This window comes from Streptomyces panaciradicis (assembly GCF_023516615.1).
Taxonomy (GTDB): domain Bacteria; phylum Actinomycetota; class Actinomycetes; order Streptomycetales; family Streptomycetaceae; genus Streptomyces; species Streptomyces panaciradicis.
On sequence record NZ_JAMGBF010000067.1, the window covers coordinates 1 to 17,113 of the forward strand.

The following is a 17,113-nucleotide window of genomic DNA, read 5'->3' on the forward strand; positions in this document are numbered from 1 at the left end:
CGGCGGGATGGGGGCGGGGATCTGGCGGCCGCCGGCGCCGCGGCCGGGACCCTGGGGCAGCGGGCGGCCGCCGCGGCCCCGCGCCTCGATCAGGGCGACCGCCTTGTCGGGCAGCCAGGCCGAGGCCGTACCGCTGTCGTCGGAGCCGGAGCCGAACAGGTGCGGGGCGAGCTGGGCCTGGAGGTCGGCCGGGTTGGGGCGGGCCGTGGCCTCCATCTGCATGCACGACTCGATCAGCGGGCGCAGCTCGTCCGGCAGGCCCTCCAGGTCCGGGCCCTCGCGCAGCAGCATGAAGACCGTCTCGACCGGGTTGGCGCCGTGGAAGGGCGGGTGACCGGTGGCGGCGAAGACCAGCATCGAGCCGAGCGAGAAGACGTCGCTCGCGCCGGTCACGCTCCGGGAGTCCTTGGCCTGCTCCGGGGACATGTAGGCGGGGGTGCCGACGGCGACGTTCGTCATGGTCAGCCGGGTGTTCGAGACGCCGGAGGCGATACCGAAGTCGATCACCCGGGGGCCGTCCTCGACCACGAGGACGTTCGAGGGCTTGAGGTCGCGGTGGACCAGCCCGGCGCCGTGGATGGACTGCAGCGCCTCGGCCACGCCGGCCGCGAGCCAGCGCACGGCCTGGGCCGGGAGCGGCCCGCACTCGTTCACTATCTCCTCGAGGGAGGGCGCGGGGACGTAGGCGGTGGCCAGCCAGGGCACGGCCGCGCGCGGGTCGGCGTCCACGACCGCCGCCGTGTAGAAGCCGGAGACCGCCCGGGCCGCCTCCACCTCGCGCGTGAAGCGCACCCGGAAGAGCTGGTCCTCGGCGAGCTCGGTCCGCACCGTCTTGATCGCCACGCGCCGGCCCGACGCCGAGCGCGCGAGATAGACCAGCCCCATGCCGCCGGCTCCCAGCCGTCCCAGCACCTCGAACGGCCCGATCCGCCGCGGATCGTGCTGCGTCAGCTGATCCACCACTCTGCCTGCCACCTCCCCGTACGAGCCGCGCCAGTCACATGATTACGCGACCGAAGTGCAGCGTCTCACCACCGCACCGCCCTGGCGGCACGCACCCCGATTCTTCCTGGCCCGGGCACCTGTGGCGAACCCGGACACGAATCGGGGTGTCTCACCCCAAAACGGCACGATTCCCGGCTCGGCTCAGCGCTCGGGCCGCTCCAGTACGGCGAACGAGGCCCCTTGATTGTCGGTGACGACCGCCACCCTTCCGTACGACGTCTCGAATGGTGGCGCCTGGACGCGGCCGCCGAGCCGGCCGACGGTGCCGAGGACCTCCTCGCAGTCCTCGACCGCGAAATGGACGAGGAAGTGCGGCGGCATCTCGGCCGGGAAGACCTCCGAGACCGCCGCACGGCCGAAGTCGGGCGCGGCGTCCGGCCCGAACAGGGCGTCGTGGAACAGCTCGCCGTAGAAGGTGTTGGCGGCCTCGGTGTCGCGGGCGTACAGCTCGGCCCAGGCGAAGGTGCCCGGCTCGTGCCGCCGGCCGAAGCCGGGGTGCGCGCCCGGCTCCCAGAGGCCGAAGACCGCCCCCTCGGGGTCGGTCACCAGCGCGGTCGTGCCCAGGTCGCCCACCGGCACGGGCGCGGTGACCACCTGGCCGCCGGCCGCCCAGACCCGGTCGGCCAGCGCCTCCACGTCCGGCGTGCAGAAGTACACCGTCCAGACGGTGGGCAGCCGCCCGTCCGCCTTGCGGGCCAGCGCGGCCACCGGCTCGCCCCCCTGGTGCGCCCACACGGAGCCGCCGTAGCGCTGCTCCTCGAAGGTCCACCCGAAGAGCTCACCGTAGAACCGCTTGCCCGCCTCGACGTCGGGAAGCTGCGCGTCCACCCAGCAGGGGACGCCCTCTCCGTACGCGGATGCCCTGTTTTCGGCCATACCGCCAACCTAGCGGCGCCTTGCACACCGCGCAGGACCAGGCACACCCGTCTCCGCACCCTCGTGCACCCCATTTGCAGTCGGCCGAATCGCGCTCCGATCACCCCTCGGTAAGCTGACGGCATGACAGGACAAGTGCGTACCGTCGACGGCCGTGTGGCGGGTCGGCGTGGGCAGGCGACCCGGCAGAAGCTGCTCGACTGCCTCAGCGAGATGCTCAGCTCCTCCCCCTACCGGGACGTCAAAGTCATCGATGTCGCCCGGAAGGCGGGGACTTCGCCCGCGACCTTCTACCAGTACTTCCCGGACGTCGAAGGCGCCGTCCTGGAGATCGCCGAGCAAATGGCCACCGAGGGCGGCCAGTTGACGGCACTGCTCGAGGGCCGTTCCTGGGTCGGCAAGGCCGGCTGGCAGACCGCGCAGGAACTCGTGGACGGATTCCTGGAGTTCTGGCGCAAGAACGACGCGATCCTGCGCGTCGTCGACCTCGGCGCGGCCGAGGGCGACAAGCGGTTCTACAAGATCCGCATGAAGATCCTGAACTCGGTGAACAACTCCCTCGCGGACTCGGTCGCCGAGCTGCAGTCCAAGGGCAAGGTCGACAAGGACGTGAACCCGGCCGCGGTCGCCGGTTCACTGGTCGCGATGCTCGCGGCCGTCGCCTCGCACCAGAAGGGCTTTCAGACCTGGGGTGTGAAGCAGGCCGAACTGAAGCCGAACCTGGCGCTGTTGGTGCACCTGGGCGTGACGGGCAAGAAACCGACGAAGTAGCCCGCCCCTCCTTTTCAGACCCCAGTCCTGTCTCGCAGGCGGTGGCCCCGGGTGATCGAGCCCCGGACCACCGCCTGCTGTGCTGAGCAAAGGATTCGACGGCACCCTGATCGCGGTGAGTGCTTTCCATCCGGTTTGCGTATCTATGGGGAGATACTCCGCGAAGGGAGACGTACTCATGAACCTCCTGAAGCGAGCGGCCGTCGCCATGGCCTCGGCCGCCCTGATCACCGGCGCCGCGGGGATCGCCGCGGGGCCCGCCCTCGCGACGGGCCAGCCCAACCAGTCCTGCCAGGCCGAGCCCGCGAGCCCCGGCCACGCGTCGAGCGCCCCCGGTTCCGCGTTCAACGAGGACCCGGGCGGTGTCGCCGGGGCCAACTACGCCGGTTCCGGCCCCCATTCCGTCCAGAACGCGGGCAGCGGCAACGCGGTGTCCCAGTACGACGTGGCCTGCACCCAGGTCTCGGCTCACTGACCGCGACGGGTGATCCGGAAGATCCGGATCTCCCTGTCCACCCGCTCCTGATAGGTGGCGTACGGCGGCCAGAAGACCAGCAGCTCCTTCCAGACCGCCGTCCGCTCCTCGCCCCCGAGCAGCCGGGCGTGAACGGGGATGTCCGCGCCCTTGAAGCTGATCTCCGCGTCCGGATGGGCGAGGAGGTTGTGGGTCCAGCCGGGGTGGTCCGTACGGCCGAAGTTCGAGCCGACGAGGATCCAGCTCCCGCCGCCGTCCTCGGGCATGCACGCGAGCGGCGTACGGCGGGGCAGACCGCTCTTCGCACCGGTCGAGGTCAGGATGACGCCGGGCAGCATCTGGGCGCTGAGCAGCACCTTCCCCCGGGTCAGCCGGTGCACGGCACGGTCCAGCACGGGGACGACGTGCGGGGCCACTTTCGCGAAGCCTCGCGTCGAGGAGATCCTCTGCACCACGCGTTCGCCGATCACACCGCCACCTCCCGGTCGCCGAAGAGCCGCGCCGCGTCGGCCGCGTGCGCCCGCAGCCGGTGCACCGGCCCGAACAGCAGTTCGTCACCGGCGGCCCGCTTGAAGTAGAGATGCGCCTCGTGCTCCCAGGTGAAACCGATGCCGCCGTGCAACTGGATGCCCTCCGCGGCGGCCCGCCGCAGGGCCTCCAGCGCCTGCGCGAGGGCCAGCCCGCCCACGGGCTCGGGACCGGCGGTGGCCCAGGCCGCGTAGTAGGCCGCCGACCTCGCCGCCTGCACGCCCACGTAGACGTCGGCGAGCCGGTGCTTGACCGCCTGGAAGGAGCCGATCGCCCGCCCGAACTGCTCCCGCTGCCCGACGTACTCCACGGTCCGCTCCAGCGCCCGGTCGGCGGCTCCGACGGCCTCGCAGGCCAGCACGGCGGCGGCCGCGTCGCCCACGGCCGCGAGGGCGCCCAGGACGTCCGCGCCGTCCTCGCCGAGCAGCTCGCCCTCCACGTCACGCAGCTGCAGCCGGGCCTGCGGACGGGTGGCGTCGAGGGCGGTCCGCCGTACCCGCACCAGCCCGTCGGCGTTCCCCCGTACGAGGAAGAGAAGGGTCCGCGAGCGGGCGAAGCCGCCGGTGTGGGCGGCGACCAGCAGCAGACCCGCGCCGTGCCCGTCGAGCACCTGCTCGACCTGCCCGTACAGCAGCCACCGCTCCCCCGCCCGCCTGGCCTGCACTCCCCCGGCCCGCCCGCCGCCGGCCCACGCGCCGCCGTTGTCGCCGGTCAGGGCGAGGGCGGCGGCGAGGGCGGTGCCGGGCACGGCGAGGGCGGCGGTCAGGGCGCCGGAGGCGAGACGGGGCAGCACGGCGGCGCGCTGGGCCTCGGTGCCGAGGGCGAGGACCAGGGGCGCGGCCAGGGCGCAGGTCGCCAGGAGCGGGGTGGGCGCGAGGACCCGGCCGGTCTCCTCGGCGGCCAGGGCGAGCTCGGCCGTGGAGCAGCCGACTCCGTCGTACGCCTCCGGGAGGGCGAGGCCGGGCAGGCCGAGCCGCTCGCCGAGCAGGCTCCACAGGGCCGGGTCGTGGCCGTCCGGGGTGTCCAGGGCGGCGCGCAGCGCCTCGGGGCCGCAGCGTTTGCGGAGCAGTTCGCGCAGGGTGCGGCGGATCTCGTCCTGTTCGGCGGTGAAGCTCGCGTCCATGGCTCTTCCCTCCGGATCTGACGGTCCGTCATATTAGGGGGGCGGGACCCAGATGCCCAGGGGGAGGAGACCTCTCATGACACGCGGGAGCCGCGGGGTGGCCGTGGTCGGCGTCGCCCTGTCCGACTGCGGGCGCGTCGACGACGCGACCCCGTACGCCCTGCACGCCCAGGCGGCCCGTCGCGCCCTCGCGGACGCGGGACTGGACCGCCGGCACGTGGACGGCCTCGCGTCGGCCGGCCTCGGCACGCTGCCGCCGGTCGAGGTGGCCGAGTACCTGGGCCTGCGCCCCACCTGGGTCGACTCCACGGCGGTCGGCGGCTCGACGTGGGAGGTGATGGCGGCGCACGCGGCGGACGCGATCGCGGCCGGGCACGCGAACGCCGTGCTGCTCGTGTACGGCTCCACGGCCCGCGCGGACATCAGGGCGGGCCGGCGCACCGGGAACCTCTCCTTCGGCGCGCGCGGCCCGCTGCAGTTCGAGGTCCCCTACGGCCACACGCTCATCGCCAAGTACGCCATGGCCGCCCGCCGCCACATGGTCGAACACGGCACGACGATCGAGCAGTTGGCGGAGGTGGCCGTACAGGCGAGGGCGAACGCGGCCCTGAATCCCGAGGCGATGTTCCGCGACCCGGTCACGGTGGACGACGTGCTGTCCGGCCCGATGATCGCCGACCCCTTCACCAAGCTGCACTGCTGCATCCGCTCCGACGGCGGGGCGGCGGTGCTGCTGGCGGCCGAGGAGTACGTGCGGGACTGCCGCACCGCCCCGGTCCGGGTGCTCGGCACCGGGGAGCACGTCAGCCACGCGGCGATGTCGGAGTGGGCGGACTTCACGGTGTCCCCGGCGGCGGTGAGCGGAAGGCTGGCGTTCGGGCGGGCGGGGGTGCGGCCCGAGGAGATGGACTTCGCGCAGATCTACGACGCCTTCACCTACATGACCCTGGTGACCCTGGAGGACCTGGGGTTCTGCGGAAAAGGCGAGGGCGGGGCGTTCGTGGAGAAGGGCCGGCTGAGGGTGGAGGGCGGGGAGCTGCCGGTGAACACCGACGGGGGCGGGCTGTCGGCTCAGCATCCGGGGATGCGGGGGCTGTTCCTGCTCGTGGAGGCGGTACGGCAGCTGCGCGGGGAGGCCGGAGCCCGTCAAGTGCGCGCACGGGACGGGCAGTTGCCGCGGCTGGGGGTGGCCTCGGGGACGGGCGGCTGGTTCTGCTCGTCGGGGACGGTGGTGCTGGGGCGGGACTGACGGCGGGCGACCTCGTCGCCCGGCACCGCGCAGCTCTGCCCGCGAATCGTTCGGCGGGGTCCGGCGAGGCGATACTCGGCGCATGAGCGAGGATCTCCACGAACTGCTGCGGTCGCTCCGGGTGTGGGACCCGGAGGTCACCGACCTCCGTCCGTTCGACCCGGCCGGTACGCCTGCCGAGCCCCTGCCCCTGTTCACCGCGTGGTTCGCCGAGGCGGTGGCGGCCGGTCAGCCGGAGCCGCACACGATGTCCCTGGCCACCTCCGGCGAGGACGGCGCGGCGGACGTACGGATCGTGATGCTGCACGGCGCGGACGCGGACGGCTGGACGTTCGCCACGCATGTGAGCAGCCGCAAGGGCCGGCAGCTCCAGGCACGGCCGTACGCCGCCCTCGGCTTCTACTGGCCGCGTCTGGGCCGCCAGGTCCGGCTGCGCGGCCCGGTCACCGCCGCGCCCTCGGCCGAGTCCCAGGGCGATCTGCACGCCCGCTCCACCGGCGCCCTGGCCGCCGCCCTCACCGGCCGGCAGAGCGAGGTCCTGGGGTCGGTCGAGGAGCTGGCGCGGGCCTCCGAGGCGGCCTGGGAGCGGGCCCGGCGGGAGCCCGGCGCGCCCGTGCCCACCTGGACCCTGTACCGGCTGCGGCCCGAGGAGGCGGAGTTCTTCCAGGGCGACGAACGGCGCCGGCACGTGCGGCTCACCTACCGCCGGCAGGACGGTGGCTGGGCCAAGGAGCTGCTGTGGCCGTGACCGCTCAGGCCCCGGTGAAGCCGTAGACCGTGAAGTCGGCCACCGGGCGGTAGCCGATGCGCTGGTAGAGGGCGTTGCTGGTCGGGTTCGCGAGGTCGGTGAACAGCAGCACCTCCTGCGCGCCCGCCGTCAGCGCGGCCCGGCTGACCTCGGCCGTGACCGCCCCCGCGTAGCCGCGGCCGCGCAGGGGGGCCGGGGTGTAGACGGGTGCCACGCGGATCTGCCCGGCGACCATCGGCGTCACCCCGGCCATGGACAGGGGGGTGCCGTCGGTGTCCTCCCAGAGGGTGACCCCGCCGTAGGAGAGGCGGGCGTCGGCCCACCGGTCCGCGGGCACCGCCGCATGGGCGCCGACGGCCTGCGAGAACTCCTCGTACCAGCGCTCCAGTTGCCCCCGGTCGGCCTCCTGCGCCACCCGTGGCCGGCCCTTCGGCACGGGGCCCGGTTCCGTCAGGGTGCCCAGCCGGTACAGCCGGTGGCGTTCGCGCTCCGCCGCGGTCCCGCCCGTGTGCCGCCGCCAGGCCTCGGCGAGTGCGGCGGCGGTGGCCGCCTCGCCGTTGACGCCGGTCAACGCCCTTCCGAAGCGGGTCAGATGGAGCGCGAGGGCGTCCGCGTCCTCGGGGGCGAGGGCGGTGACGTACAGCTCGTAGGGAGGGGTGCAGAAGCAGGCGGCGCGGACGGCGCCGTCCCTCTCCAGGACGCCGAAGTACGGCGCCTCGCCGCCGTAGTGGCCGGAGCCGCGGGTGCGCAGGCCCTCGGTCACCGTCAGCGGGACGGTGTGCAGGGCGGGACGGGAGCGGAGGAAGGCCCCGGCGCGCGCGAGGAAGGCGTCCAGGTCGTCGAGGAAGTACCAGTCATCGGGCCGCATACCCCATGCTCCCCCGCCCCCGACACCGAACGCCTCCGAATTACGCCCGGGGTCTTACAGCCCCTCCGGCTCGCCGTCCGTCGCCAGGCGGCCGTGCAGGTGCATGTCTCGGAACGCGTCGTGCCGGCCCGCCTCGAACATCGCCCCGCGCAGCGTCCCCTCGTACCGGAAGCCGCATCGCTCCGCTATCCGGCAGGAGGCCTCGTGCCCGAGGGCGTGGTCGAGTTCGAGGCGGTGCAGGCCCAGATCGGTGAGCGCCCAGCGGGAGGCGACGGCCAGGGCGCGGGTGGCGACCCCGCGGCCGCGCGCCTCGGGCAGCACCCAGTAGCCGACGCGGGCGTTGCTCAGCGCGTGGTTGATGAGGTTGAGGCCGATGTGGCCGAGGATCGTGCCGCTGCCGGCGTCGGTCACGCAGTAGGACGCCCCGGTGCCCTCCGTCGCGCTCAGCGTCTTCGCGCTCAGTGACTCATGGGCCGACTCCAGGTCGGTGACCGGCCTGAGCGGGGTGTTCCAGCGCCGGAAGTCGGGGTCGGTCAGGCCGCGCAGCCAGTGCGCGACGTCGGTCTCGCTGCCGGCGTCCCACAGGCGCAGGCGCAGGCCGTACCCGTGCAGGACGGGGAAGGGCGAGAGGGCGTGCTGTCCGTCGACGGGGGGCATCGCCCCATTCAAGCCGCTGTGCCGCCCGTGCGCGGCCGGAACACCGGCACTCCGTCCCGGAACGTCACCTCCAGCTCCAGGCCGGCGGCCGGCTCCGCGCACTCCACGACCTCGGTCATCATCCGCGGCCCCTCCGCGAGGTCGACCACGGCGGCGACGTACGGCGTCCGCTCCCCGAAGGGCGGCAGGTCGTTGCGGTGGACGACGGACCAGGTGTAGAGCGCGGCCCGCCCGCCTGCCCGCTCCCAGGTCACGTCCTCGCTCCAGCAGTGCGGGCAGAACTCCCGCGGGTAGTGGTGCGCCCGCCCGCAGGCCCCGCAGCGGCGGATCAGCAGCCGGCCCTCGGCGGCCGCCTCCCAGTACGTACGGGTGAAGGCGTCGGGCTCGGGGACGTCGTTACGGGCGGCGGTCATCGGAACAGGCCCAGCGCGCTGTCGAGCGACCAGGTCTGCCACGACATCCCGAACAGGCCGACCAGCGACATCAGCGCCATCATCGCGTTCTGCCCCTGCTCGGCGACCTCGTGGATCATGAGGATGAAGTAGAGGACGTTCAGCAGCAGGCCCCCGACCAGGGCGACGGGCGTGAGGAATCCGGCGACCAGGCCGAGGCCGATGGCCAGTTCCGCGTAGACGACGACGTACGCCATCGTGCGCGGCCGGGGCGCGACCATGACCTCGAAGCCGGAGCGTACGGCGTTCCAGCGGTGCTTCGCCGCGATGCCGGCCGCCCACTGGATTCCGGTCCCGCGCTCGAACCAGGCCTTGCGGTCCTTGTGCCGCCAGCTCTCCAGCCACCACAGCCCGAGTCCTATGCGCAGCACGGCCAGCCACTGCGCGCCCGTGAGCCAGATCGAGTCCATGACATCTGACGGTACGTCAGATAACGCGATCCCGGAAGCCGCCTGTGCGTCACCCGTGAAGCTGTGGGGTCGCCATGAATACCCGCGGATTGTTGGCAATTTTGTCTGCACTCTCACTAGCTTCACAGACGCAACCCGCATACCGAGGGAGACGAAACCGTGAAGCACAGGGCAGTCAAGCGCAGGACCGTCGTGATGGGCATCGGCGCCACGGCGGGCGTCGCCGCGGCCGGCGGCATCGCCCTCGGCGCCCAGGCGTCCACCGGCTCCTCGTCGTCCGCGTCCTCCTCCGGCTCGCTGGTCTTCGACCCGGACGGCTACGAGAAGCTGACGACGACGGTCACCGGCACCGACGGCGCCGAGCACGCGGTGACGTACCACTTCTGGAAGGCGATCACCTACGTCGCCAAGCCGGTGGACGCCACCTACCAGTCGCTCGTCGTCAGCGCGCCGGTCGAGATCGACGGCAAGGCGGTCGACGCGTCCGACGCGCCGATCCTGTTCGCGAACTCCGTCGGCGGCTACATGCCGTCCTCCGTCGCGGACGCGACGGGTGTCGGCGCCGGCGGCATGGGCGGCGGCGCGCCCGGCGGCGGCGCCCCGAGCGGCAGCGCCGCGCCCAGCGCCTCGGCCCCGGGCGCGAACGGCAACACCAACGCCACCGGCGGCGCCACCGCCTCCAACCAGCTCCTGGCGCTGGCCGCCGGCTACGTCGTCGTCGAGCCCGGCGCGCGCGGCCGCACCCTGAAGAACTCCGCGGGCGAGTACTACGGCACCGCCCCGGCCGCGATCGTCGACCTGAAGGCGGCCGTGCGGTACGTCAGGTCCAACAAGGGGCGCATCCCCGGCGACGTGGACCGGATCGTGTCGGCCGGCACGAGCGCGGGCGGCGCCCTGTCGGCGCTGCTCGGCGCCTCCGGCGACAGCCCGATCTACGATCCGTACCTGAAGGAGCTCGGCGCGGCCGACGCCTCCGACGCGATCTTCGCGACGGGCGCCTGGTGCCCGATCACCGACCTGGAGCACGCCGACGGCGCCTACGAGTGGAACTGGGGCGCCAACGCCACCCAGTCCACCGGCAAGGTCGTCGACCAGAGCGTGTCGAGGGACCTCGCGGCGCAGTTCGCGGAGTACCAGGCGTCGCTGCGGCTGCGCGGCCTGAACCGCTTCGGCGCGCTGACCGCCCGCAACTACGACGACTACCTGCTGGAGCAGTACCTGCGGCCGTCGGCGACCCGGTACCTCGCCGCCCTGTCGGCCTCCGAGCGCGAGACGTACCTGGCGAAGAACACCTTCATCACCTGGTCCGGCGGCAAGGCCGCCTTCACCTGGGACGGCTACCTCGCCCACGTCGGCGCCCGGAAGAAGACCGCGCCCGCCTTCGACGCCTTCGACCTGTCGGCCGGCGAGAACAACGAGTTCGGCGCGGGCACCACCGCGAACCGCCACTTCACCGCCTACGGCGCGAAGAACGACACCACCGGGCTCGGCACGAAGCGGGTCGCCGCCGACATCCCCGAGAAACTGCGCCTGATGAACCCGATGCACCACCTGGTGGACAAGGTCAACGGCCGCCGCTCCAAGCACTGGTGGATCCGCCTCGGCACCGACGACACCGACACCTCGCACGTCATCTCCGCCAACCTCGCCGCCGCCGCGGCCGGCCTGGGCGACGAGGTGAACCACCTCTACTACTGGGACCAGGGCCACGGCGCGAACACGGACCCGGGTGACTTCATCTCCTGGATCGCCGAGGTGACGGGGTTCAAGCGCGCGAAGAACTAGCAGGCACCCGAGGTCACCGGGCCCGGCTTCCCCGTACGACCACAACCAGGTGGCCTACGTCACAAGCCCCACCCACTCCTCCTACAGGCGTGATCAATCCGCAACCAATTGTGGTCTTGACCGAGACCCATCAAGCTGCTGCGTGATTACGCTCGCGCTCATGGCCGACTCCACACCGTCCCCGAGCCCCTCGGACCGCCCCGTCTACATCGTCGGCGGCGGTCCGGCGGGGCTCTCCGTCGCGTACGCGCTGCGGGCCCGGGGCATACGCGCCGTCGTGCTGGAGAAGTCCGACAGCGTGGGCGACTCCTGGCGGCGGCACTACGACCGGCTGCGCCTGCACACCACCCGGCGGCTGTCGGCCCTGCCGGGACTGCCGATCCCGCGCCGGTTCGGGCGCTGGCCGGCCCGGGACGACGTGGTGCGCTACCTGGAGAAGTACGCCGAGGTGCACGAGCTGGAGATCGTCACCGGCGTCGAGGTCTCGCGGATCGAACGCCTGCCCGACGGCACCGGCTGGCTGCTGCACGCCACCGGCGGACGGGAGCTGACCGGCGCGGCCGTCGTCGTCGCCACCGGCTACAACCACACGCCGTACGTCCCCGACTGGGCCGGTCTCGACGACTACACCGGCGACTTCGCGCACGCCTGCGCCTACCGCAACCCCGAGCCCTACGCCGGCCGTGACGTCCTCGTCGTCGGCGTCGGCAACACCGGCGCGGAGATCGCCGTGGACCTGGTGGAGGGCGGCGCCGCGCGGGTACGGCTGTCGGTGCGCACGGCCCCGCACATCGTCCGGCGCTCCACGGCCGGCTGGGCCGCCCAGTACACGGGCGTGCTGGTACGGCGGCTGCCGGTCGGGCTGGTGGACCGGCTGGCGCGGCCGCTGGCGAAGCTCAGCGTGCCGGACCTGTCCGCGCAGGGGCTGCCCCGCCCGGACACCGGCCTGTACAGCCGTGCCAGGGACGGCGCCATCCCGGTCCAGGACGTCGGCCTCGTCGACGCCGTGCGCAAGGGCCGCGTCGAGGTGGTGGCCGCCGTCGACGGCTTCGACTCCGGCAAGGTCGTCCTCGCCGACGGCACCCGCATCTCCCCCGAGGCGGTCGTCGCCGCCACCGGATACGTCCGCGCGCTGGAGGACCTCGTCGGCCACCTCGGCGTGCTGGACGACCGTGGCAGACCCCTCGCGCACGGCGCCCGCGCCCCGCAGAACGCGCCCGGCCTGCACTTCACCGGCTTCACCACCCCCCTCAGCGGCACGCTCCGCGAGGTGGCGAGGGACGCCGAGAAGATCGCGAAGTCGGTCGTCCGCAACGGCGGGGACACCCTGTCCCGGCTGCCCGGCTGACGCGGGAACCGCTCAACTCCCTTTCTCCACGCTCCCGTTGCTCACGTGCCAGATGTGACGGGAGCGTTGTGGTGTGTCGCCCTGCCGGGCCAGAATGTGAACACTGCTCACTTTCTGGCTCCACACCCTCTCCCCTCGGAGGACGCACGTGGCACGCGAAAGACAGTTCTCCCGGCGCTCCCTGCTCGGCGGCGCCGCCGCGGCGGCGGGCGCCGTGACCCTCGCCGGCACCGGCGCCGGAACCGCCGCGGCGGCAACCACCCGGGACGTGGACGTCGCCGTCATCGGCGGCGGCATCGCCGGCCTGACCGCGGCCCGCGACCTGGTGGCCGGCGGAAAGACGGTGGCCGTCCTGGAGGCCCGGAACCGCGTCGGCGGCCGGGTCGTCAACCTCTCCCTCGCCAACGGCGGAGTCACCGAGGGCGGCGGCGAGTTCATCGGCCCCACCCAGGACCGCATCAAGGCGCTCGCCGACTCGCTGGGCGTGGCCACCTTCACCACGTACAACACCGGCAAGAACCTGCTCTACAAGGACGGCACCCGCACCCCGTACGCCACCGACGGCCTCCTCGGCTCGGTCCCGCCCGTCGACGCGGCCGGCCTCGCCAACGCCGCCATCGTGCAGGCCAAGCTCGACGACATGGCCAAGACGGTGCCGGTCGACGCGCCGTGGACGGCACCCAAGGCCGCCGAGTGGGACAAGCAGACCTTCGAGAGCTGGCTGAACGCCAACGCGATCGTGCCGTCGGCGAAGTTCCTCCTCGACGTGGCCTGCACCTCGATCTTCTCGGCCCAGCCGCGTGAACTCTCCCTGCTCTACGTCCTGTTCTACATAGCGGCCGCCGGCAACGAGTCCACCGCCGGCACCCTGGAACGCCTCACCGACACCGCGAACGGCGCCCAGGAGTCCCGCTTCGTGGGCGGCTCCCAGCAGGTGCCGATCAAGCTGGCCGCCACGCTCGGCGACCGGGTGGTGCTGAGCGCACCGGTGCGCTCGGTGACGCAGTCCGGCGTGAAGTACGTGGTGAGCGCGGACGGCGCCACCGTGACCGCGAGGAAGGTCGTGGTCGCCGTACCGCTGCCGCTGACCGGCCGGATCGCCTTCGACCCGCTGCTGCCGGCCGCCCGCGACCAGTTGAGCCAGCGCATGCCGATGGGCTCGATCGGCAAGGCGATCGCGGTCTACGACACCCCGTTCTGGCGGGCCGACGGCCTCAACGGCCAGGTCGTCAGCGACTCCGGCGTGGTCCGCTCCACCTTCGACAACTCCCCGCCCGACGCCTCCTACGGCGCCCTGATGGGCTTCATCGAGGCCGACGAGATGCGCGCCTACGACGCCTCCTCCGCCGACGAGGTGAAGGCGGCCGTCCTCAAGGACTACGTCACCTACTTCGGCGACAAGGCGAAGTCGCCGTCCTCCTTCGTCCTGCAGCGCTGGGACAACGAGGGCTTCTCGCGCGGCGGCCCGGTGGCTTACGCCCCGCCCGGCGTCCTCACCGAGTACGGCGCGGCCCTGCGCAAGCCGTTCGGCGGCATCCACTGGGCGGGCACGGAAACCTCCACGTACTGGACCGGGTTCATGGACGGCGCGGTGCGCTCGGGCGAGCGGGTGGCGAAGGAGGTGCTCGCCGCCCTGTGATCCTCCGGGCCGGGGTTGATCCGGTTTCGGGTTCACCAACTTTGCGTGCACAGCGGTTCCTGACACAGCGTCAGTTCACTTAATCTGACACTACGTCAGTTATTGGCTGTCACACAGGAGCGGGCGGACCGATGCTTGGATCAACCCACGGCACCCTCACCACCGACTCCCGCCGGGCCCGGGTCATCGCCTGCGGCGAGCAACCCGGCCCCGCCGTCCACGGCCGGCCCGCCGACGTCGACGACCTCGACGTCAGCGGCCGTCCCCTCTATGCCGCCGTCCCCGATCTGGACCGGTTCTTCCGGCCCGAGTCCGTGGCCGTGGTCGGCGCCTCGGACGCCGAGGGGCGGCCCAACACCGGTATCACCCGGCAGCTGGTCGCCTGGGCCGAGCGCGTCGGGGCGCGTCTGCACCCCGTCCACCCCAGCCGGCCGTCCGTCTTCGGCATCCCCTGCTCCCCCTCCGTCGCCGACCTGCCCGAACAGGTCGATCTCGCCGTCCTGCTGGTCGCCGACCCGCTGCCGGTGATCGACCAACTGGCCGAGGCAAAGGCGAAGTTCGCGGTCGTCTTCGCCTCCGGGTTCGCCGAGACGGGTGCGGCGGGCGCGGCCGCGCAGGAGCGGCTGGCCGCCGCCGTGGCCCGCTCCGGCATGCGCCTGCTGGGCCCCAACACCAATCTCAACGCCTTCGAGCGGTTCCGCGACGACCTCGACGGTCCGGCCATCGCCCTGATCACCCAGTCCGGCCACCAGGGCCGGCCGGTCTTCGCCCTCCAGGAGCTCGGCATCCGGCTGTCCCACTGGGCGCCCACCGGCAACGAGGCGGACCTGGAGACGGCCGACTTCCTCTCCTGGTTCGCCGAGCGGCCCGAGGTCGGCGCCATCGCCTGCTACATCGAGGGCCTCAAGGACGGCCGGTCCTTCCTGCTCGCCGCCGACCGGGCCGCCCGCCGCAAGGTGCCGGTCGTCGCCGTCAAGGTCGGGCGCACCGAGACCGGCGCCCGCACGGCCGCCTCCCACACCGGGAAGCTGACCGGCGCCGACACCGTGGTGGACGCGGCGCTGCGGCAGTTCGGCGTGATCCGGGTGGACGGACTCGACGAACTCCAGGACACCGCCGCCCTGCTGGCCCGGGCCAGGCCGCCGGTGGCCGACGGCGTCGTCGTCTACTCCATCTCGGGCGGCACGGGCGCCCACTTCGCCGACCTCGCGACCGAGGCGGGACTGCGGCTGCCGGTGCTGTCCGAGGCGAAGCAGGCCGAGCTGCACCAGTGGATACCCGAGTACCTGAGCGTCGCCAACCCCGTGGACAACGGCGGCCATCCGGTCGGCGACGAGCGCGGCCGGAAGATCATCGACGCCATCCTCGACGACCCCGCGGTGGGCGTGCTCATCTGCCCGATCACCGGCCCCTTCCCGCCGCTGAGCGACCGGCTGGTGCAGGACCTGGTGGACGCGGCCGAGCGCACCGACAAACTGGTCTGCGTGGTCTGGGGCTCCCCGGTGGGCACCGAGCCCGCCTACCGGGAGGTGCTGCTCGGCTCCTCCCGGGTGGCCACCTTCCGCACCGCCGCGAACTGCGTCACCGCCGTCCGCGCCCACCTCGACCACCACCGCTTCACCGCCCGCTACCGCTCCCCCTTCGACGAGGCGCCGCGCACCCCCTCGCCGTCCTTCCGCAAGGCGCAGGCCCTCATGCGCCCGGGCCAGCAGCTGAGCGAGCACGCCGCCAAGCAGCTGCTGCGGGCGTACGGCATCCGGGTGCCGCGCGAGCAGCTGGTGACCAGCGCTGCGGCCGCCGTACGCGCCGCGGGCCTGGTCGGCTACCCGGTGGTGATGAAGGCGTCCGGCGCGCAGATCGCCCACAAGACCGAGCTGGGCCTGGTGAAGGTCGGGCTCACCTCCGCCAGCCAGGTCCGGGACGCCTACCGGGAGCTGACCGACATCGCCCGCCACGAGGGCGTCGCGCTCGACGGCGTGCTGGTCTGCCAGATGGTGGAGAGGGGCGTGGAGATGGTCGTCGGCGTCACCCACGACGAGCTCTTCGGGCCGACCGTGACCGTGGGCCTCGGCGGGGTGCTGGTCGAGGTGCTGCACGACGTGGCCGTCCGCGTGCCGCCCTTCGGGGAGGAGCAGGCCCGGGACATGCTCGGCGACCTGCGCGGGCGGGCCCTGCTCGACGGGGTGCGGGGGCGTCCGCCGGCCGACCTGGACGCGCTCGTGGAGGTCGTGCTGCGGGTGGAGCGCATGGCGCTGGAGCTCGGGGACGTCCTCGCGGAGCTCGACATCAACCCCCTGATGGTGCTGCCCAGGGGGCAGGGCGCGGTGGCGCTGGACGCGCTGGCGGTGTGCCGGTGACCGGGGTGCTGCACACCGTCGACGCCGGGGTCGCCCACCTCACCCTGAACCGGCCCAAGGCCCTCAACGCGCTCACCCCCGACCAACGCGAGCTGCTCGTCGAGCTGTTGGCGGGCGCCTCGGCCGACCCGGACGTGCGGGCCGTCGTCCTCACCGGGACCGGGCGCGGCTTCTGCGCGGGGGCCGACCTGCGGGGCGGGGCGGCGGGCGGCGAGCGGGTCGCCGGCGATGTGGCGCGCCTGATCCGCACGGGCGCGCAGCGTCTGATCGCCGCCGTCCTCGACTGCGAGAAGCCGGTGATCGCGGCGGTGAACGGCACGGCGGCGGGCCTCGGCGCGCATCTCGCCCTCGCCTGCGATCTCGTCCTGGCCGCGGAGTCGGCGAAGTTCATCGAGGTGTTCGTGCGCCGCGGGCTCGTGCCGGACGGCGGGGGCGCCTATCTTCTGCCCCGTCTGGTCGGCCCGCAGCGCGCGAAGGAGCTGATGTTCTTCGGCGACGCGCTCACCGCGGCCGACGCCGAGTGCGTCGGCCTGGTCAACCGGGTCGTGCCGGACGCCGAGTTGGACAAGACGGCCCGGGAGTGGGCGGCCCGTCTGGCCGCCGGCCCCACCCGGGCCCTCGCCCTCACCAAGCAGCTCGTCAACGCCTCCCTCGACGGGGACCGGGCGGCCGCCTTCGCCGCCGAGGCCGCCGCGCAGGAGATCAACATGACGACGGCGGACGCCCAGGAAGGCGTCCGCAGCTTCGTGGAGCGCAGAAGCCCGGAGTACCGGGGCCGCTGACCTTCCCATCTGACGAACCGTCAGCTTCAATGGAGGGGTG

General features: G+C 73.1%; 17 protein-coding genes. 9 read left to right on the forward strand and 8 right to left on the reverse strand.

Features of this window, described 5'->3' with window-relative positions; all coding sequences use genetic code 11:
• Positions 1 to 963, reverse strand: a 963-nt coding sequence (locus M8J74_RS22175; RefSeq protein WP_249838117.1) for a serine/threonine-protein kinase, incomplete at its 3' end; no start/stop codon positions are given.
• A gap of 183 nt (positions 964 to 1,146) precedes the next feature.
• Complete coding sequence (kbpA, locus tag M8J74_RS22180; RefSeq protein WP_079078096.1) at positions 1,147 to 1,881, reverse strand: AfsK-binding protein KbpA; 735 nt, start codon at positions 1,879 to 1,881, stop codon at positions 1,147 to 1,149.
• Positions 1,882 to 2,016: 135 nt separating this feature from the next.
• On the opposite strand from kbpA, the gene M8J74_RS22185 reads away from it, so the two are divergent.
• Together M8J74_RS22185 and M8J74_RS22190 are read left to right on the forward strand one after the other, a co-directional pair.
• Positions 2,017 to 2,652 (forward strand): TetR family transcriptional regulator, encoded by a 636-nt coding sequence (locus M8J74_RS22185; protein ID WP_058924738.1) that lies wholly within the window; start codon positions 2,017 to 2,019, stop codon positions 2,650 to 2,652.
• Between the two features lie 178 nt (positions 2,653 to 2,830).
• Positions 2,831 to 3,127, forward strand: a complete 297-nt coding sequence (locus tag M8J74_RS22190; RefSeq protein ID WP_249838118.1) for a hypothetical protein — start codon at positions 2,831 to 2,833, stop codon at positions 3,125 to 3,127.
• Here the strand turns inward: M8J74_RS22190 and M8J74_RS22195 are convergent.
• Both M8J74_RS22195 and M8J74_RS22200 read right to left on the reverse strand, forming a co-directional pair.
• Positions 3,121 to 3,597 (reverse strand): nitroreductase family deazaflavin-dependent oxidoreductase, encoded by a 477-nt coding sequence (locus M8J74_RS22195; RefSeq protein WP_249838119.1) that lies wholly within the window; start codon positions 3,595 to 3,597, stop codon positions 3,121 to 3,123. The two genes, M8J74_RS22190 and M8J74_RS22195, sit on opposite strands and share 7 nt — an antisense overlap.
• On the reverse strand, positions 3,594 to 4,778 hold the full coding sequence (locus M8J74_RS22200; protein ID WP_249838120.1) for an acyl-CoA dehydrogenase family protein: 1,185 nt from the start codon (positions 4,776 to 4,778) through the stop codon (positions 3,594 to 3,596). Before M8J74_RS22200 ends, M8J74_RS22195 begins: the two co-directional genes overlap by 4 nt.
• A gap of 76 nt (positions 4,779 to 4,854) precedes the next feature.
• Between M8J74_RS22200 and M8J74_RS22205 the strand changes: the two genes are divergently transcribed.
• Both M8J74_RS22205 and M8J74_RS22210 read left to right on the forward strand, forming a co-directional pair.
• Complete coding sequence (locus M8J74_RS22205; RefSeq protein ID WP_249838121.1) at positions 4,855 to 6,027, forward strand: thiolase C-terminal domain-containing protein; 1,173 nt, start codon at positions 4,855 to 4,857, stop codon at positions 6,025 to 6,027.
• An 82-nt stretch (positions 6,028 to 6,109) separates the two neighbouring features.
• The gene (locus M8J74_RS22210; RefSeq protein ID WP_249838122.1) at positions 6,110 to 6,775 is read left to right on the forward strand and encodes a pyridoxine/pyridoxamine 5'-phosphate oxidase; all 666 of its coding nucleotides are present in this window, start codon (positions 6,110 to 6,112) and stop codon (positions 6,773 to 6,775) included.
• 4 nt (positions 6,776 to 6,779) lie between these two features.
• Here M8J74_RS22210 and M8J74_RS22215 read toward each other — a convergent pair whose 3' ends face one another.
• Genes M8J74_RS22215 through M8J74_RS22230 form a run of 4 tightly spaced genes read right to left on the reverse strand, consistent with a single transcriptional unit; the run spans position 6,780 to position 9,162 of the window.
• Positions 6,780 to 7,643: a GNAT family N-acetyltransferase gene (locus tag M8J74_RS22215; protein WP_249838123.1), complete on the reverse strand. Its 864-nt coding sequence runs from the start codon at positions 7,641 to 7,643 to the stop codon at positions 6,780 to 6,782.
• Positions 7,644 to 7,697: 54 nt separating this feature from the next.
• Complete coding sequence (locus M8J74_RS22220; RefSeq protein ID WP_249838124.1) at positions 7,698 to 8,300, reverse strand: GNAT family N-acetyltransferase; 603 nt, start codon at positions 8,298 to 8,300, stop codon at positions 7,698 to 7,700.
• Between the two features lie 8 nt (positions 8,301 to 8,308).
• A complete protein-coding gene (locus tag M8J74_RS22225; RefSeq protein WP_249838125.1) occupies positions 8,309 to 8,713 on the reverse strand; it encodes a Zn-ribbon domain-containing OB-fold protein in 405 nt (134 codons plus the stop codon).
• Positions 8,710 to 9,162, reverse strand: coding sequence for a DoxX family protein (locus M8J74_RS22230; protein WP_249838126.1), 453 nt, complete (start codon positions 9,160 to 9,162; stop codon positions 8,710 to 8,712). The genes M8J74_RS22225 and M8J74_RS22230 overlap by 4 nt, the downstream gene beginning before the upstream one ends.
• Before the next feature lie 195 nt (positions 9,163 to 9,357).
• On the opposite strand from M8J74_RS22230, the gene M8J74_RS22235 reads away from it, so the two are divergent.
• The 5 genes from M8J74_RS22235 to M8J74_RS22255 all read left to right on the forward strand — a co-directional run bounded on the left by M8J74_RS22235 (position 9,358) and on the right by M8J74_RS22255 (position 17,073).
• A complete protein-coding gene (locus M8J74_RS22235; RefSeq protein WP_283948453.1) occupies positions 9,358 to 10,947 on the forward strand; it encodes a subtype B tannase in 1,590 nt (529 codons plus the stop codon).
• A gap of 160 nt (positions 10,948 to 11,107) precedes the next feature.
• Positions 11,108 to 12,295 (forward strand): flavin-containing monooxygenase, encoded by a 1,188-nt coding sequence (locus tag M8J74_RS22240; protein WP_249838128.1) that lies wholly within the window; start codon positions 11,108 to 11,110, stop codon positions 12,293 to 12,295.
• A 148-nt stretch (positions 12,296 to 12,443) separates the two neighbouring features.
• Complete coding sequence (locus M8J74_RS22245) at positions 12,444 to 13,934, forward strand: flavin monoamine oxidase family protein (RefSeq protein ID WP_249838129.1); 1,491 nt, start codon at positions 12,444 to 12,446, stop codon at positions 13,932 to 13,934.
• Positions 13,935 to 14,065: 131 nt separating this feature from the next.
• The gene (locus M8J74_RS22250) at positions 14,066 to 16,291 is read left to right on the forward strand and encodes an acetate--CoA ligase family protein (RefSeq protein ID WP_249838130.1); all 2,226 of its coding nucleotides are present in this window, start codon (positions 14,066 to 14,068) and stop codon (positions 16,289 to 16,291) included.
• Complete coding sequence (locus M8J74_RS22255) at positions 16,282 to 17,073, forward strand: enoyl-CoA hydratase/isomerase family protein (protein ID WP_249838131.1); 792 nt, start codon at positions 16,282 to 16,284, stop codon at positions 17,071 to 17,073. The genes M8J74_RS22250 and M8J74_RS22255 overlap by 10 nt, the downstream gene beginning before the upstream one ends.
• Positions 17,074 to 17,113: the final 40 nt, after the last annotated feature.

Excerpts from the sequence above, each read along its gene's own strand:
- kbpA (WP_079078096.1), bottom strand. The coding sequence starts at position 1,881 with ATGGCCGAAAACAGGGCATCCGCGTACGGAGAGGGCGTCCCCTGCTGG.
- M8J74_RS22190 (WP_249838118.1), top strand. The coding sequence starts at position 2,831 with ATGAACCTCCTGAAGCGAGCGGCCGTCGCCATGGCCTCGGCCGCCCTG.
- M8J74_RS22200 (WP_249838120.1), bottom strand. The coding sequence starts at position 4,778 with ATGGACGCGAGCTTCACCGCCGAACAGGACGAGATCCGCCGCACCCTG.
- M8J74_RS22205 (WP_249838121.1), top strand. The coding sequence starts at position 4,855 with ATGACACGCGGGAGCCGCGGGGTGGCCGTGGTCGGCGTCGCCCTGTCC.
- M8J74_RS22210 (WP_249838122.1), top strand. The coding sequence starts at position 6,110 with ATGAGCGAGGATCTCCACGAACTGCTGCGGTCGCTCCGGGTGTGGGAC.
- M8J74_RS22215 (WP_249838123.1), bottom strand. The coding sequence starts at position 7,643 with ATGCGGCCCGATGACTGGTACTTCCTCGACGACCTGGACGCCTTCCTC.
- M8J74_RS22220 (WP_249838124.1), bottom strand. The coding sequence starts at position 8,300 with ATGCCCCCCGTCGACGGACAGCACGCCCTCTCGCCCTTCCCCGTCCTG.
- M8J74_RS22225 (WP_249838125.1), bottom strand. The coding sequence starts at position 8,713 with ATGACCGCCGCCCGTAACGACGTCCCCGAGCCCGACGCCTTCACCCGT.
- M8J74_RS22230 (WP_249838126.1), bottom strand. The coding sequence starts at position 9,162 with ATGGACTCGATCTGGCTCACGGGCGCGCAGTGGCTGGCCGTGCTGCGC.
- M8J74_RS22235 (WP_283948453.1), top strand. The coding sequence starts at position 9,358 with ATGGGCATCGGCGCCACGGCGGGCGTCGCCGCGGCCGGCGGCATCGCC.
- M8J74_RS22240 (WP_249838128.1), top strand. The coding sequence starts at position 11,108 with ATGGCCGACTCCACACCGTCCCCGAGCCCCTCGGACCGCCCCGTCTAC.
- M8J74_RS22250 (WP_249838130.1), top strand. The coding sequence starts at position 14,066 with ATGCTTGGATCAACCCACGGCACCCTCACCACCGACTCCCGCCGGGCC.